Source organism: Bordetella tumbae, assembly GCF_054780995.1.
This window is the reverse complement of sequence record NZ_BAAGVG010000005.1, coordinates 122,108-137,475: the sequence shown is the minus strand read 5'-3', so window position 1 is coordinate 137,475 and position 15,368 is coordinate 122,108. Positions and strand designations below refer to the sequence as shown.

The window sequence follows — 15,368 nt, the reverse complement described above, 5'->3', positions numbered from 1 at the left end:
GCGTGCTGGAAACAATCTTAAGGCATTTGATGATCTTTGGCTCCCCTGGAAGACGGCATTGGCACTCGATATGAGCTTTTATTTCTTGTGGGGAGGTAGGGATGTTGGTTTTTGGCAACAAGGTGGCCTGTAAGGCCGTCGATGGGCGTGGGCCGGAGGCTCCGAATTGGGCTCAGGGGAGTCCAAGGGAATCGGATGATAGAATTTCCTGTTTACCCAGCCCGGGTTTCTCTCACACGATTCAGTCGCTATATATATGGATTCCTTCGCCAAGGAGACGCTTCCGGTTTCGCTGGAAGAAGAGATGCGCCGCAGTTACCTTGATTACGCCATGAGCGTGATCGTAGGGCGTGCGCTCCCAGATGTGCGCGACGGCCTCAAGCCCGTGCACCGACGCGTGCTCTACGCGATGCATGAACTCAACAACGATTGGAACCGCGCCTATAAAAAGTCCGCGCGTATCGTTGGTGACGTTATTGGTAAATATCACCCGCACGGTGACCAGTCGGTCTACGACACCATTGTGCGTATGGCGCAGGATTTTTCCATGCGCTATATGCTGGTTGATGGACAAGGTAACTTTGGTTCGATCGACGGCGACAGCGCCGCGGCCATGCGTTACACCGAGGTCCGTCTGGCCAAGATCGCCCACGAGTTGCTGGCCGATATCGACCAGGAAACCGTGGATTTTGGTCCCAACTACGATGGTAGCGAGCAAGAGCCGCTGCTGTTGCCTTCGCGCTTGCCTAACCTGCTGGTCAACGGCAGCTCGGGGATCGCGGTGGGGATGGCCACCAATATTCCGCCGCACAACCTGCAAGAGGTGGTCGACGGCTGCTTGTATTGCCTGCGCAATCCCACATGTTCGATCGACGAGTTGATCGAAATCATTCCCGCGCCCGACTTCCCGACCGGCGGCATCATCTACGGTATGGCGGGGGTCCGCGAGGGCTATCGCACGGGCCGTGGCCGTGTGGTCATGCGCGCCAAGACGCACTTCGAGGACATGGAAAAGGGTAATCGTCAGGCCATCGTGGTCGACGCCATTCCCTACCAGGTCAACAAAAAGACGTTGCAGGAGCGTATCGCCGAGCTCGTCAACGAGAAAAAGATCGAGGGTATTTCAGATATCCGCGATGAGTCCGATAAAGACGGCATGCGTCTGGTCATCGAACTCAAGCGCGGCGAGGTGCCCGAGGTCATTCTCAATAATCTGTACAAGAACACGCAGTTGCAGGACACCTTTGGGATGAACCTGGTGGCGCTGGTCGACGGCCAGCCGCGCTTGCTCAACCTGAAGCAACTGATCAGTTATTTCCTGCAGCATCGCCGCGAGGTAGTGACACGCCGTACCGTGTTCCAGCTGCGCAAGGCCCGCGAACGCGGCCACGTGCTCGAGGGCTTGGCGGTCGCGCTGGCCAATATTGATGATTTCATTGCCATCATCAAGGCCGCGCCGACGCCGCCGGTCGCGCGTCAGGAGCTGATGTCGCGTTCGTGGGATTCGTCGCTCGTGCGCGAGATGCTGTCGCGTGCCGATCATGATGCGACAGGCGGCCGTGCGGCATTCCGCCCGGACGACCTGCACGAAAGCCTCGGTCTGCAGGGCGACGGTCTGTACCGCCTGAGCGATACGCAGGCTCAGGAAATCCTGAACATGCGTCTGCAACGCTTGACCGGCCTGGAGCAGGACAAGATCGTTGGCGAGTACAAGGACGTCATGGCGACGATCGCCGATTTGCTCGATATTCTGGCCAAGCCTGAGCGCATTACCTCCATCATTAGTGAGGAGCTCCAAGCGATCAAGGCCGAGTTCTCGACTGGCGCCAAGGACACGCGCCGCTCGGATATCGAAATGAATGCGACCGAGCTCGATACCGAGGACCTGATTACACCCACTGATATGGTGGTGACGTTGTCGCATGCCGGCTATATCAAGAGCCAGCCCCTGTCCGAGTACCGTTCGCAAAAACGCGGCGGGCGCGGCAAGCAGGCGACGGCGATGAAGGAAAACGACTGGATCGACCAGCTCTTCATCGCAAATACGCACGATTACCTGCTGTGCTTCTCTGATCGCGGCCGGGTGTACTGGCTCAAGGTCTGGGAGGTTCCGCAGGGCACGCGCAACTCGCGCGGCAAGCCCATCGTCAATATGTTCCCCTTGGTCGACGGCGAAAAGATCACCGTTGTGCTGCCCGTGAAGGAATTCAGCGAAGACCGGTTCGTCTTCATGGCGACTTCGCGCGGTACGGTCAAGAAAACGCCGTTGTCGGATTTCTCCAATCCGCGCAAGGCGGGCATCATCGCCGTGGGATTGGACGACGGCGATTACCTGATCGGCGCTGACCTGACCGACGGCAAGCATGATGTGATGTTGTTCTCGGATGCCGGCAAGGCCGTGCGTTTCGATGAAAACGATGTCCGTCCGATGGGCCGCAACGCCCGCGGTGTGCGAGGAATGACGCTGGAAGACAACCAGACAGTGATTGCGCTGCTGGTTGCCGGCGACGAGTCGCAAAGCGTGCTGACCGCCACCGAAAATGGCTACGGCAAGCGGACCTCGATTACGGAGTACACGCGCCATGGCCGCGGCACCAAGGGCATGATCGCCATCCAGACCTCCTCGCGTAATGGCAAGGTTGTCGGTGCCGTGCTGGTCATGCCGTCTGACGAAATCATGTTGATTACGACTGGCGGTGTGTTGGTGCGTACCCGCGTGGGCGAGATCCGCGAGATGGGCCGTGCGACGCAGGGCGTCACGTTGATCAGCGTCGATGACGGCAGCAGCCTGTCGGGCGTGCGCCGCGTGGTCGAAAGCGATGCGGATGACGTCGATGGCGAAGACTCCGAGGCACTGGACGCCGATGGCGATGCCGATGCTTCATCCGAACCGACTGAACCTACGGAGCAATGATGGCTCGTCCCTGGAACTTTTCGGCGGGCCCGTCGGCCTTGCCTGAAGTGGTGTTGCAGCAGGTCGCTGCCGAGATGCTGGACTGGAACGGCAGCGGCATGTCCGTGATGGAAATGAGCCATCGCGGCAAGCATTTCGTGCAGATCTGCGACACCGCGGAATCCGATTTGCGCGAGTTGTTGGGCGTGCCGGCGGATTATGCCGTGATGTTCATGCAGGGCGGCGGCTTGGGCGAGAACGCTATCGTGCCCATGAACTTGATCGGCCGCCGCGGCTACGCTGCAGCGGATTTTGTGCTGACCGGACATTGGTCTACCCGCTCGCATAAAGAGGCAGGGCGTTACGGTGATGCGCAGGTTGCTGCGACCAGCGGCGTCGCGACGCAGATCGACGGACGTGAACAGGCGCCCTGGACCTGGGTGCCGCCGGTTGAAACATGGAACATTCGCCCCGAGGCTGCCTATCTGCACCTGTGCAGCAACGAAACCATTCATGGCGTCGAGTTCCTGGATTGGCCGGACATGGCTGCGCTAGGTGCGCCGGACGTGCCCTTGGTGGTAGATGCCTCGTCGCATTTCCTGTCGCGTCCGCTGGACGTGACCCGCACGGGCTTGATGTTTGCCGGTGCACAGAAAAATGCCGGCCCCGCCGGGGTCACCATGGTGGTGGCGCGTCGCGATCTGATTGGCAAGTCCTTGCCGATTTGCCCCTCGGCGTTTGATTACGCCAACGTGGCGGCGGAGCATTCGCGCTACAACACGCCGCCGGCCTTTGCGATCTATGTGGCGGGTCTGGTGTTCAAGTGGATAAAGGCTCAGGGCGGGGTAGCCGCCATCGAGGCCGTCAACTGCGCCAAGGCCGAGCTGCTGTACGGCTATCTGGACGGCACGTCGTTTTACCGCAATCCGGTGCACGTACCGGTGCGTTCGCGCATGAATGTGCCGTTCGTATTGCGTGACGAGTCGCTGAATGACGCCTTCTTGCAAGGGGCCGAGGCTGCCGGGCTGACGCAACTCAAGGGTCACAAGAGCGTGGGCGGCATGCGTGCCTCTATTTACAACGCGATGCCGCTAGAGGGTGTGCAGGCGTTGGTGGATTACTTGAAAGAGTTCGAACGCCGTTATGGATGATTCATTGCAGGCCCAGCTCAAGCCACTGCGCGAGCGTATCGATTCGATCGATGCACAGATCCTCGAGCTGCTGTCGCAGCGCGCCCGTGCGGCGCTGGACGTGGGCGAGGTCAAGCACGCGGCATCGGCAGACGGCCCCGTGCTGCGCCCGGAGCGCGAGGCCGAGGTCATTCGCCGTTTGCAGCAGCTCAATCGTGGCCCATTTCCTCGAGACGCCGTGGCATCGGTGTGGACGGAAATCATTTCAGCCTGCCGTGGGTTGGAACGGGGTATGACGGTGGCCTATCTGGGCCCGCGAGGTTCGTTTTCCGAGCAGGCGGCATTCGAGCATTTTGGCCGTTCGGTGCAGCCCCTGCCGTGTCCATCGTTCGACGAGGTGTTCCGTGCCGTCGAGGCTGGACAGGCGGATGTAGGCATGGTGCCGGTAGAAAATTCCACAGAAGGCGCGGTCAATCGCAGCCTGGATTTGCTGTTGAGCACCTCGCTGAAAATCCTCGGTGAGCGTTCGCTGGATATCCGTCACTGCTTGATGACGCAATCGGGCACCATGGAGGGCATCACCGCCGTGGCCGCGCATCCGCAAGCCTTGGCTCAATGCCAAGGATGGTTGAGCCGCAATTATCCGGGTCTGGAGCGCGTGGCTGAATCGAGCAATTCCGAGGCGGCGCGGGTGGCCAGCACCAACCCCACGATTGCGGCGATTGCCGGTGAAACGGCAGCCCCCGCCTGGAATCTGCAGATCGTGGAGGCGGGTATTCAGGATGATCCGAATAACCGTACTCGCTTTCTGGCCGTGGGCGATATGCAGCCGCTGCCCAGCGGAAAGGATAAAACCAGTTTGATCCTGGCGGTGCCCAATCGTGCCGGCGCGGTCTATGACATGCTGGCGCCGATGGCGGCCAATGGTGTGTCGATGACGCGTTTCGAGTCGCGTCCTGCACGGACAGGGCAGTGGGAATATTATTTTTACGTTGACGTGCTGGGCCATCGCGATGATCCGCAGGTGGCGCGCGCGTTGGCAGATTTGCAGTCGCAGGTGGCGTTCCTCAAGGTCTTGGGATCGTATCCGGCGCAGTGATCGTAAAGGCCCGGCGTGTCCGCGCCAGGCCTGTTGCGGTTTTCTGTTGTTACTCATCATTGATTTTGCCGCAGTGCCGCTGCGGTTTCGCAGTCACTTTATTACGTCTCGCGCATACTCATGACTACCGCAATCAAGTCGTTGACCGCTCCTGCTCACGTCAGCGCTATCGCACCCTACCAGGCGGGCAAGCCCATCGAAGAACTCGCTCGCGAGTTTGGTTTGGATCCGGCGAGCATCATCAAGTTGGCATCGAATGAAAACCCGCTGGGCATGCCGGCATCGGCGCGCGAGGCCTTGGTTGCCGCGACCAACTCCTTGGCACGCTATCCGGATCCCAATGGTTTTGATCTGAAGGCGGCTTTGGCCAAGCGCTATGACGTTCCCCCAAGCTGGATCACGCTCGGCAACGGTTCGAACGATATTCTGGAAATTGCCGCACTGGCGCTGCTGGAACCCGGGACGTCAGCGGTGTACGCTCAGCATGCTTTTACGGTGTACCGCTTGGCCACGCAGGCCCGTGGCGCACGGCATATTCAGGTCCCGGCGCGTGATTACGGCCATGATCTGGACGCCATGTTTGCGGCGATCGCTGATGACACCCGTCTGGTGTTCATCGCTAATCCCAACAATCCCACCGGGACGTTTGTGCCAGGCGCGGAAATTGCAGCCTTTCTCGAGCGCGTGCATGCGGCTCACGGCGACCGTGTGACGGTGGTGCTGGATGAGGCTTATAACGAATATCTGGATCCCGAGCTCCGTTTCGATAGCGTGGCGTTGGTCCGTCAATATTCCAATTTGATTGTGTCCCGCACGTTCTCCAAAGCGTATGGTTTGGCGGGATTGCGTGTAGGCTTTGCTGTCGCACAACCGGTATTGACCGATTTGCTGAATCGCGTTCGCCAGCCGTTTAACGTGAACACGCTGGCCCAGGCGGCTGCGATTGCAGCACTGGCCGACAAAGACTATCTAGAGCGTTCCTATGCCTTGAACAAGGCGGGCAAGCAGCAGTTGAGCGAGGCCTTTGATGGTCTGTCGCTACGCTACGTGCCCAGCTACGGCAATTTTGTGTTGGTCCAGGTGGGTGATGCCGCGCGTATCAATCTCGAGTTGCTCAAGCGTGGTGTGATTGTGCGCCCGGTCGCCGGTGACGGTTTGCCTGAATGGCTGCGCGTCACCATTGGCTTGCCTGAAGAAAACCAGCGTTTCATCGCGGCATTGACGGAAATTCTGGCGGCATGACGCGCGAGACTTCTGCGTCCGTTGCACAGGGGGCCGATGGCCCCCTGATTCCTGTATTGGCCGTCATTGGCGTGGGGCTGATCGGCGGTTCTGCGGCGCTGGCGTTGCGTCGTGCTGGGCAGGTGGGCCAGGTGCTGGGAGTGGGGCGCAATGCGCAATCGCTGGCGCAAGCACAAGCGTTAGGGTTGATCGACGCAGTGGCTACGCCGGAACAGGCGGCAGCGCAGGCGGATGTCATTTTGCTATCGACACCGGTAGGCGGCCTCGCGGCGATGTTGGCGCAGTTGCGTCCGCATTTGGGCCCGGATACCTTGCTGACGGATGCCGGCAGCACCAAAGTCGAAGTCGTGCAAGCCGCACGCGTGGCGTTGGGCGATCGTATTGGCCAATTTGTTCCGGGCCATCCGATTGCCGGCGCAGAGCGCAGCGGTCCCTCGGCGGCGGATGCCGGGTTATACCGGGATCGCACCGTGATTTTGACGCCTGAGCCGGAAAACGCGCCGGCGGCGATTGCACACGTGCGTGACCTGTGGCGAGCGTGCGGAGCGCGCGTGCTCGAGATGGACGCCGAATCGCATGATCGTGTGCTGGGATCGGTCAGCCACATGCCGCATTTGTTGGCGGCTGCTTATATGGCGCAGGTTGCCAACGCTGATGACGCTGCGTTGCGCTTGTCCCTGGCGGGGTCGGGTTTTCGTGATTTCACCCGTATTGCCGCGGGTTCGCCTGAGATGTGGCGCGATATTTTTCTCTCCAATCGCGACGCGTTACGTACCGAGTTGACGGCCGTCCGAGGAGTGTTGGACCAGATGGAGCGCGCCATGGCGGACGGCGATGGCGCGGCTCTCGAGGAAATGCTGTTGCAGGCCGCTCAGGCGCGCCGCAATTGGCGCAAGGAGTAGTTCATGGCCGGACAGCCATTTCTTGATTTGCCCCGCGCTCGGCAGGCGCGTGGCCAACTGGCCTTGCCAGGTTCTAAAAGTATTTCCAATCGTGTACTGCTGTTGGCGGCGCTGGCCGCCGGGCGTACGGATATCTCGGGGCTGCTGGACTCGGACGATACGCGCGTGATGTTGAATGCGCTGCGACAGCTCGGTATGGAAGTCACGGATACCGGGTCGGGCAGCGTGACCGTTTCTGGCGCAGGCCGTTTTCCGGTGAAGCAGGCGGATCTGTTCCTGGGCAATGCAGGCACGGCGTTTCGTCCGTTGACCGCTGCGTTGGCCTTGATGGGTGGGCAGTATCGTTTGTCGGGCGTGCCGCGTATGCACGAGCGGCCGATCGGCGATCTGGTCAATGCGTTGCGGCAATGGGGCGCCGAGATCAACTACGCGGGCCAGGAGGGATATCCTCCGTTGGAAATCAGCGCAGGCATGATTCGTGCCGGGGCTCCTGCCCGCGTGCAGGGGGCTGTGTCCAGTCAGTTTCTGACCGCGCTGCTCTTGGCTGCGCCTGTGCTGGCTCAGGAAAGTGATCAGCCAGTCGTCATCGAGGTGATCGGCGACCTGATTTCCAAGCCCTATATTGAAATCACCTTGAATTTGATGGCGCGTTATGGCGTGCAGGTGCGTCGCGACGGCTGGCAGCGATTCACGATCGAGGCTGGTGCGGCCTATCGCAGCCCGGGCGCCATTGCGGTCGAGGGAGACGCCTCGTCGGCATCGTATTTTCTGGCCCTGGGGGCGATCGGTGGCGGCCCGTTGCGGGTGACCGGGGTGGGCGCGAATAGTATCCAGGGGGATGTCGCCTTTGCGCAGACCTTGGCCGAGATGGGCGCGCAGATTGAGTACGGGCCTGATTGGATCGAGTCGCGCGGTATTCGCGTGGACCGGGGCGAGCGGCTGAAAGCCTTCGATGCCGATTTCAATTTGATTCCGGATGCTGCCATGACGGCGGCCGCCTTGGCATTGTTCGCCGACGGACCGTGCCGGTTGCGTAATATTGGCAGTTGGCGGGTCAAGGAAACCGACCGTATTCATGCCATGCACACTGAGCTGACCAAATTGGGTGCGGTGGTGACCTCCGGGCCGGACTGGCTCCAGGTGACGCCTCCTGCCGAGGATGGATGGCGTGATGCGCATATCGGCACCTGGGACGATCACCGCATGGCGATGTGTTTTTCGCTGGCGGCCTTTGGGCCGGCCGCGGTGCGCATCCTGGATCCCGGCTGTGTGAGCAAGACTTTCCCTGATTACTTTGATGTGTATGCCGGACTGGTGTCCGGTGATGGTGCAAATTGATATGACGACAGACTCGGATATGCCAGTGGGGAATCCCGCTGCGCAGGCCCCCGTGATTGCCATCGATGGGCCGACGGCTTCGGGTAAGGGGACCATCGCCCATCGCGTGGCGCGCGCGCTGGGGTGGGCCATCCTGGATAGTGGGGCTTTGTACCGCCTCACTGCGTTGGCAGCCCTGAATCGCGGGCTGCCTGCCGAGGACGAGGCGGGCGTGGCAGAGGTGGCCCGAGGGCTGGATGTCTGCTTTGAGGGCGACCGGATCCTGCTCGAGGGCAGTGATGTGAGCGAGGCTATTCGCCAGGAACAAGTCGGTAATTTCGCCTCGCGTATCGCGGCCTATCCTGCCGTGCGACAGGCTCTGCTCGAGCGTCAGCGCGCGTTTCGCGTGGCCCCAGGCCTGGTGGCCGATGGCCGGGATATGGGGACGGTGGTGTTTCCGGATGCGGCACTGAAGGTATTTCTGGTGGCCGACGTCGAGGCTCGTGCGCAAAGGCGTTGTAAGCAGTTGATCGAAAAGGGAATTTCTGCTAATCTTAACGACCTTCTGCGCGATATGCGCGAACGTGATGCGCGCGATATGCAGCGCAGCGTGGCGCCTCTCGTGCCGGCCGCTGATGCACATGTGCTCGACTCGTCGGCTTTGACGATCGAGCAGACTGTACAGGCAGTGCTCGGTTTTTGGCAGCAGGCTTAACAGTTTTTGGTTTTCCGTCCCTGGTGGCGGCTCGTAGCTGACAGGCATGTGCCTGGGGCATATGGGCTCTGCCGGGTTCATTCACTCCACTGTCGCGGGCAATCCGCTTCGGTGTGTTTTTAATGGCCATTTTGGCCCAATGGATTTCAACTCAATGTCTTCCGTTTCCACTCCCGCCACCGGCAGCGAAAGCTTCGCCGACCTCTTCGCAGAAAGCCTCAAAAGCCAGGACATGAAGTCCGGCGAAGTCATCAGCGCTGAAGTCGTGCGCGTTGATCACAACTTCGTCGTCGTCAATGCCGGCCTGAAGTCCGAAGCGCTGATCCCCCTGGAAGAGTTCCTGAACGACCAGGGCGAGCTCGAAGTGCAACCTGGCGATTTCGTCTCGGTGGCTATCGATTCCCTGGAAAACGGCTACGGCGACACCATCCTGTCGCGTGACCGCGCCAAGCGCCTGTCGGCCTGGCTGCAATTGGAACAAGCCCTCGAAAACGGCGAATTGGTCACCGGCACCATCACCGGCAAGGTCAAGGGCGGCCTGACCGTCATGACCAACGGCATCCGTGCATTCTTGCCCGGCTCGCTGGTTGATCTGCGTCCCGTCAAGGACACCACCCCGTACGAAGGCAAGACCCTCGAATTCAAAGTCATCAAGCTCGATCGCAAGCGTAACAACGTCGTGTTGTCGCGCCGCCAAGTGCTGGAAGCCAGCATGGGCGAAGAGCGCCAGAAACTGCTCGAAACCCTGCACGAAGGTGCAGTGGTCAAGGGCGTGGTCAAGAACATCACCGACTACGGTGCGTTCGTTGACCTGGGCGGCATCGACGGCCTGTTGCACATCACCGACATGGCATGGCGCCGCGTGCGTCACCCCTCCGAGGTCCTGCAAGTGGGCCAGGAAGTCGAAGCCAAGGTCCTCAAGTTCGACCAGGAAAAGAGCCGCGTCTCGCTGGGCGTCAAGCAACTGGGCGAAGACCCGTGGGTGGGCCTGGCCCGTCGTTACCCGCAAGGCACCCGTCTGTTCGGCAAGGTGACCAACCTGACCGACTACGGTGCGTTCGTCGAAGTCGAAGCCGGCATCGAAGGCCTGGTGCACGTCTCCGAAATGGACTGGACCAACAAGAACGTCGATCCGCGCAAGGTCGTGACCCTGGGCGAAGAAGTCGAAGTCATGGTCCTGGAAATCGACGAAGACCGTCGTCGTATCTCCCTGGGCATGAAGCAATGCCGTCAAAACCCGTGGGAAGAGTTCGCCACCAACTTCAAGCGTGGTGACAAGGTCCGCGGCGCCATCAAGTCGATCACCGACTTCGGCGTGTTCGTGGGTCTGCCCGGCGGTATCGATGGCCTGGTTCACCTGTCCGACCTGTCGTGGGCCGAGACCGGCGAAGAAGCCGTTCGCAACTTCAAGAAGGGCGACGAACTCGAAGCCGTCGTTCTGGGTATCGACACCGACAAGGAACGCATCTCGCTGGGTATCAAGCAGTTGGAAGGCGACCCCTTCAACAACTTCGTTGCTACCTACGACAAGGGCGCTGTGGTGCCTGGCGTGGTCAAGTCGGTCGAGCCCAAGGGTGCTGTCGTGACCCTGTCGGTCGACGTCGAAGGCTACCTGCGTGCTTCCGAAATCTCGGTTGGCCGTGTCGAAGACGCGACCACCGTGCTCAAGGAAGGCCAGAACGTCGAAGCCATGATCGTCAACGTCGATCGCAAGACGCGTTCGATCCAATTGTCGATCAAGGCTCGCGACAACGCCGAGACGGCCGATACCCTGCATCGTATGTCCGAAGCCAGCGCTTCCTCGGGTACGACCAACCTGGGCGCGTTGCTCAAGGCCAAGCTGGATCAACAGCGTAACGACGGCTAATAGTGACCAAGTCGGAGCTGATCGCCGCATTGGCGGCCCGCTATCCCCAGCTGGCCGCCCGCGACACCGATTACGCGGTCAAGACCATGCTCGACGCAATGGCTCAGGCGCTCGCCTCGGGCCAACGTATCGAGATCCGTGGATTTGGCAGCTTTTCGTTGTCGCAGCGCTCACCCCGCATCGGACGCAATCCCAAGTCCGGCGAGCAGGTGCTGGTGCCTGGTAAACAGGTACCGCACTTCAAAGCCGGCAAGGAATTGCGCGAGCGGGTTGATCAAGTGACTGACAATGCAGACGCATCATCGTCCGAGGGTATTTCGGACGATCCTATGCCTACATTGCTTGGCATGCACGTCATGTAGTGTGGTCAGGTGCGCAGCCATGTCATGTGCCAGGCTGTCCCGATAGATATACCGAGCCCCTTGAATGTCTTGCGGCATTCAAGGGGCTTTGGCATTCTAGGGGGACTTACTGAACGTTTCAGGGCTGGGCTGGGTCCAGTCTGCCGTCGCGGAGCGAGGAAATTGTGCTGGTCTGGCGTTCACCTGGGTTGTACGGACCGCGCCCGCTTCCGCTTACAATTGAAAGTCTTGAATTTTGTGGAGCATGCGCCATGCGTTACCTTATCTGGGCACTGCGATTGCTCGTCTTTATTGCGGTGCTGATGTTCGCCCTGAAGAACACCGGGCCGGTTGCGGTAAATTTCTATGCCGACTATGTGGTGCAGGATGTACCGCTCATCGTCGTGATGCTGGTGACTTTTGTCGTGGGTACGGTGTTTGGTTTGTTGCTGACCGTGCCGGCGGCGATGCGCCGTCGTCGCGAAGCACTACGCTTGCGTCGCGAGCTTGAGCGTTTACAGGCAGCGGCCAACGGAACAACACCCGAAATCGCGCCCGAGGCGATTGCCCCCATGTCGCCGCTGTAAGCAGCGTCCTTTTCTCTATCCTGCTACAGAGCTCGCCGCGTGGACTTCGAACCTTGGTGGTTAATTTTTGTACCAGTGCTGTTTGCACTGGGGTGGTTGGCAGCGCGTTTCGATTTTCGGCAGATGCTGCGCGAAACGCGGACCTTGCCGGACTCTTATTTCAAGGGTCTGAATTTCCTGCTCAACGAGCAGCCGGATCGAGCCATCGACGCCTTTGTCGAGGTCGCCAAGCTCGATCCCGAAACGACAGAATTGCACTTTGCCCTGGGCAGCCTGTTTCGTCGCCGAGGCGAAATGGAGCGTGCCATTCGGGTGCACCAGAGCCTGTTGAGCCGTTCCGATCTGCCTGAGGCCGAGCGCGAGCACGCGCAGCACGAGTTGGCGCATGATTTCCTCAAGGCCGGCATGCTGGACCGTGCGGAAAGCGCCTTTGAACAACTGAAAGACACGCGTTATGCGTTGCCTGCACTGCGGTCGTTGATTCGCATCTACGAATCCGAGCACGATTGGCCGCGGGCGATCGAGGCAGTCAAGACCTTGCAAGGCCTGGTTGACGAGCCTGTGCCGCAGATCGTGCACTATTACTGCGAGCAGGCCCAAATGGCCCTGGCGGCCAAGCCCTTTGACGCCGATGCTGCGCACACCGCCTTGGATGCGGCGGATCACGCCGCCAAACAAGCCGGGCAGGGCGAATCCGCAACCAAGGCAGCCAAGGTCCGCACGGCGATGCTGCGCGCCCGGTTGGCTCAACTCGAGGGTGACCTCAAGCGCGAGCGCATGTATCTGGAGTCCATCCTGGCCGATGCGCCCGAGTTCGCTGGCCAAGTCGCCGAGCAGCTCTTGGCCAATTACCGCAATGCAGGGCAGGCGGCCGAGGGGCTGGATGTGCTGCAAAAGCAGTATGCCCGTTATGCCTCGCTGGATTTGTTCAACGTGGTCTTTCGCGAGTTGCGAGTGCAGCAGGGTGCGGCACCAGCCTGGGCCTTCGCGCGGGGGGCGCTGCGGCACCATCCCTCGCTACTGGGGCTGGATCGCTTGCTGGAGGCGGAGCTCAGCAGCACCGACGGCAGCCAGCAAGACCAAGAACAAGGGCCTGTGCGGGGTGCAGATCTGAGTCTATTGCGCAGTCTGATTCACAAACATACTCAGCGGCTGGATCGCTACGCCTGCCGTACTTGCGGCTTTCAGGCGCGACGCTATTATTGGCAGTGTCCGGGGTGCAATGGGTGGGAGACCTATGCACCACGGCGTTTGGAAGAACTTGAATGAACGCATTCCCCACCGAAGCGATGACGCGCAGCCGTGTGCTGGTCGTGGGCGACGTCATGCTGGACCGTTATTGGTTTGGCGAAGTCGATCGCATTTCTCCTGAGGCTCCGGTTCCCGTGGTGCGGGTCGCCCGGCGCGAAGACCGTCTAGGTGGTGCAGCCAACGTGGCGCGCAACGTGGTCGCGCTGGGCGGACAGGCAACCTTGGTGGGCATCGTCGGAAACGACGAGGCCGGAGACAGCATCACCCGCCTGTCGACGCAGGCTGGGGTCAATGCGGACCTGGCTGCCGACGCGGAAAATCCGACGACCCTCAAGATGCGGGTTCTGGGACGGCAGCAGCAATTGTTGCGCGTCGATTTCGAACAGCATCCTGCGAATGCGACGCTGGACGATATGGACGCGCGCGTGGCCCGCCATCTCGCGCATCATGATGTGCTGGTACTGTCGGACTACGCCAAAGGCGCTCTCGATCGGGTCGAGGCGCTGATTGCATTGGCGCGTGGGGCTGGTGTTCCTGTGTTGGTGGATCCCAAGGGGGACGATTACACGCGTTATCGTGGGGCGACTCTGGTCACGCCCAATCGAGCCGAAATGCAGCAGGCGGTAGGGCGCTGGACGACCGAGTCGCAACTGACCGAACGCGCGCAGCGATTGCGCGAAGATCTTGATCTGGAAGCCTTGCTGGTGACGCGTTCCGAGCAGGGCATGACACTTTTTACCGCGGCAGGCCGCGAACATGTCGACGCCCAGGCACACGAGGTGTTTGACGTGTCTGGCGCAGGCGATACCGTGCTGGCTACCTTGGCGGCGATGCGCGCGATTGGCCAGCCCTGGGAACAAGCCATGGCGTGGGCTAACCGTGCCGGCGGCATCGTCGTCGGCAAACTGGGGACGTCCGTCGTCACCGCCGCAGAACTCGCAGGAGCATCCTCATGATCGTCGTTACAGGCGCCGCCGGCTTCATCGGCAACAATCTCGTACGTGGCCTGAATCGGCGCGGTATTACGGACATTATCGCGGTCGATGACCTGACCGAAGGCGACAAATTCCTGAATCTGGTGGACCTGCAGATTGCAGACTATCTGGATAAAGACGAGTTTCGCCGTCGTGTACTCGCAGGTTCATTGCCGCCCTTGCAGGCCGTCTTGCACCAGGGGGCGTGCTCGGACACCACCGAGCGCAACGGGCGGTACATGATGGATAACAACTACCGCGTGACGCTGGAGCTGTTTGAATACTGCCAGGCTCAGCGCGTGCCGTTCCTGTATGCGTCTTCGGCGGCGGTTTATGGCGGCTCATCGGTATATGTCGAGGATCCGGCCAACGAACGGCCGTTGAATGTCTACGGTTACTCCAAGCTGTTGTTCGACCAAGTGCTGCGCACGCGCATGCATTCGTTGACTGCGCAGGTCGTGGGCCTGCGTTATTTCAACGTCTACGGTCCGCATGAACAGCACAAAGGCCGCATGGCGTCGGTGGCTTTTCACAATATGAATCAATTCCTGGCCGAGGGGCATGTCCGTTTGTTCGCGGGCTGGGATGGCTACGAAGACGGTGGCCAGAGCCGTGATTTCATCTCGGTCGATGACGTCGTCGCGGTCAATCTGCATTTTCTGGATCATCCTGAAACGTCGGGGATCTTTAATTGCGGGACTGGCCGTGCACAGCCGTTCAATGACGTGGCGGCTGCAGTCGTCAATGCCCTGCGCGCCGAGCGCGCAGAGGCGCCTTTGCCATTGGAAAAACTGGTCGAGCAGGGATTGCTGCACTATATCCCGTTCCCCGAGGATCTCAAGGGCCGCTACCAAAGCTACACGCGAGCGGATGCGACGCAGTTGCGTGCCGCGGGCTTTACGGCACCGATGCGGGATGTGCAGACCGGTGTGGCCGAGTACGTGAAATATTGGCGCGCACGTCAGGCGTAGCCTTTCCTTGTACGTAGTTTCCGAGGGTGATTTTTTCGTTCACTCTCGGACTTTTCAGAGCAGGCGATAGGCATCATGA

At 60.5% G+C, this 15,368-nt stretch carries 13 protein-coding genes; all 13 read left to right on the top strand.

The features are described 5' to 3' along the window. Positions 1–256 precede the first annotated feature (256 nt). The 13 genes from gyrA to rfaD all read left to right on the top strand — a co-directional run bounded on the left by gyrA (position 257) and on the right by rfaD (position 15,289). Positions 257–2,914, top strand: coding sequence for a DNA gyrase subunit A (gyrA, locus tag ACYVI2_RS04880; protein WP_415819534.1), 2,658 nt, complete (start codon positions 257–259; stop codon positions 2,912–2,914). Continuing rightward, on the top strand, positions 2,911–4,044 hold the full coding sequence (gene serC / locus ACYVI2_RS04875; RefSeq protein WP_415819533.1) for a 3-phosphoserine/phosphohydroxythreonine transaminase: 1,134 nt from the start codon (positions 2,911–2,913) through the stop codon (positions 4,042–4,044). Before gyrA ends, serC begins: the two co-directional genes overlap by 4 nt. Continuing rightward, entirely contained in the window at positions 4,037–5,122 is a 1,086-nt protein-coding gene (gene pheA, locus ACYVI2_RS04870; RefSeq protein WP_415819532.1) for a prephenate dehydratase, read from the top strand. Before serC ends, pheA begins: the two co-directional genes overlap by 8 nt. A 120-nt stretch (positions 5,123–5,242) precedes the next feature. Then, the gene (hisC, locus tag ACYVI2_RS04865; protein ID WP_415819531.1) at positions 5,243–6,364 is read left to right on the top strand and encodes a histidinol-phosphate transaminase; all 1,122 of its coding nucleotides are present in this window, start codon (positions 5,243–5,245) and stop codon (positions 6,362–6,364) included. Then, positions 6,361–7,266 (top strand): prephenate dehydrogenase, encoded by a 906-nt coding sequence (locus ACYVI2_RS04860; RefSeq protein ID WP_415819530.1) that lies wholly within the window; start codon positions 6,361–6,363, stop codon positions 7,264–7,266. Before hisC ends, ACYVI2_RS04860 begins: the two co-directional genes overlap by 4 nt. Before the next feature lie 3 nt (positions 7,267–7,269). After that, positions 7,270–8,604, top strand: coding sequence for a 3-phosphoshikimate 1-carboxyvinyltransferase (gene aroA, locus ACYVI2_RS04855; protein ID WP_415819529.1), 1,335 nt, complete (start codon positions 7,270–7,272; stop codon positions 8,602–8,604). A 1-nt stretch (position 8,605) separates the two neighbouring features. Beyond that, complete coding sequence (cmk, locus tag ACYVI2_RS04850; protein WP_415819528.1) at positions 8,606–9,298, top strand: (d)CMP kinase; 693 nt, start codon at positions 8,606–8,608, stop codon at positions 9,296–9,298. Positions 9,299–9,452: 154 nt separating this feature from the next. Further along, a complete protein-coding gene (rpsA, locus tag ACYVI2_RS04845) occupies positions 9,453–11,165 on the top strand; it encodes a 30S ribosomal protein S1 (protein WP_415806376.1) in 1,713 nt (570 codons plus the stop codon). A gap of 2 nt (positions 11,166–11,167) precedes the next feature. Continuing rightward, the gene (locus ACYVI2_RS04840; protein ID WP_094820404.1) at positions 11,168–11,527 is read left to right on the top strand and encodes an integration host factor subunit beta; all 360 of its coding nucleotides are present in this window, start codon (positions 11,168–11,170) and stop codon (positions 11,525–11,527) included. A 251-nt stretch (positions 11,528–11,778) separates the two neighbouring features. Continuing rightward, on the top strand, positions 11,779–12,093 hold the full coding sequence (locus tag ACYVI2_RS04835) for a LapA family protein (RefSeq protein WP_094820405.1): 315 nt from the start codon (positions 11,779–11,781) through the stop codon (positions 12,091–12,093). 39 nt (positions 12,094–12,132) lie between these two features. Further along, positions 12,133–13,362, top strand: a complete 1,230-nt coding sequence (gene lapB, locus ACYVI2_RS04830; protein WP_415819527.1) for a lipopolysaccharide assembly protein LapB — start codon at positions 12,133–12,135, stop codon at positions 13,360–13,362. Continuing rightward, positions 13,359–14,300 (top strand): D-glycero-beta-D-manno-heptose-7-phosphate kinase, encoded by a 942-nt coding sequence (gene rfaE1 / locus ACYVI2_RS04825; RefSeq protein WP_415819526.1) that lies wholly within the window; start codon positions 13,359–13,361, stop codon positions 14,298–14,300. The genes lapB and rfaE1 overlap by 4 nt, the downstream gene beginning before the upstream one ends. After that, positions 14,297–15,289: an ADP-glyceromanno-heptose 6-epimerase gene (gene rfaD, locus ACYVI2_RS04820; RefSeq protein WP_415819525.1), complete on the top strand. Its 993-nt coding sequence runs from the start codon at positions 14,297–14,299 to the stop codon at positions 15,287–15,289. The genes rfaE1 and rfaD overlap by 4 nt, the downstream gene beginning before the upstream one ends. Positions 15,290–15,368: the final 79 nt, after the last annotated feature.

Coding starts and splice junctions, on each gene's coding strand:
- gyrA (WP_415819534.1), top strand. CDS start 257: ATGGATTCCTTCGCCAAGGAGACGCTTCCGGTTTCGCTGGAAGAAGAG.
- serC (WP_415819533.1), top strand. CDS start 2,911: ATGATGGCTCGTCCCTGGAACTTTTCGGCGGGCCCGTCGGCCTTGCCT.
- pheA (WP_415819532.1), top strand. CDS start 4,037: ATGGATGATTCATTGCAGGCCCAGCTCAAGCCACTGCGCGAGCGTATC.
- hisC (WP_415819531.1), top strand. CDS start 5,243: ATGACTACCGCAATCAAGTCGTTGACCGCTCCTGCTCACGTCAGCGCT.
- ACYVI2_RS04860 (WP_415819530.1), top strand. CDS start 6,361: ATGACGCGCGAGACTTCTGCGTCCGTTGCACAGGGGGCCGATGGCCCC.
- aroA (WP_415819529.1), top strand. CDS start 7,270: ATGGCCGGACAGCCATTTCTTGATTTGCCCCGCGCTCGGCAGGCGCGT.
- cmk (WP_415819528.1), top strand. CDS start 8,606: ATGACGACAGACTCGGATATGCCAGTGGGGAATCCCGCTGCGCAGGCC.
- rpsA (WP_415806376.1), top strand. CDS start 9,453: ATGTCTTCCGTTTCCACTCCCGCCACCGGCAGCGAAAGCTTCGCCGAC.
- ACYVI2_RS04835 (WP_094820405.1), top strand. CDS start 11,779: ATGCGTTACCTTATCTGGGCACTGCGATTGCTCGTCTTTATTGCGGTG.
- rfaE1 (WP_415819526.1), top strand. CDS start 13,359: ATGAACGCATTCCCCACCGAAGCGATGACGCGCAGCCGTGTGCTGGTC.
- rfaD (WP_415819525.1), top strand. CDS start 14,297: ATGATCGTCGTTACAGGCGCCGCCGGCTTCATCGGCAACAATCTCGTA.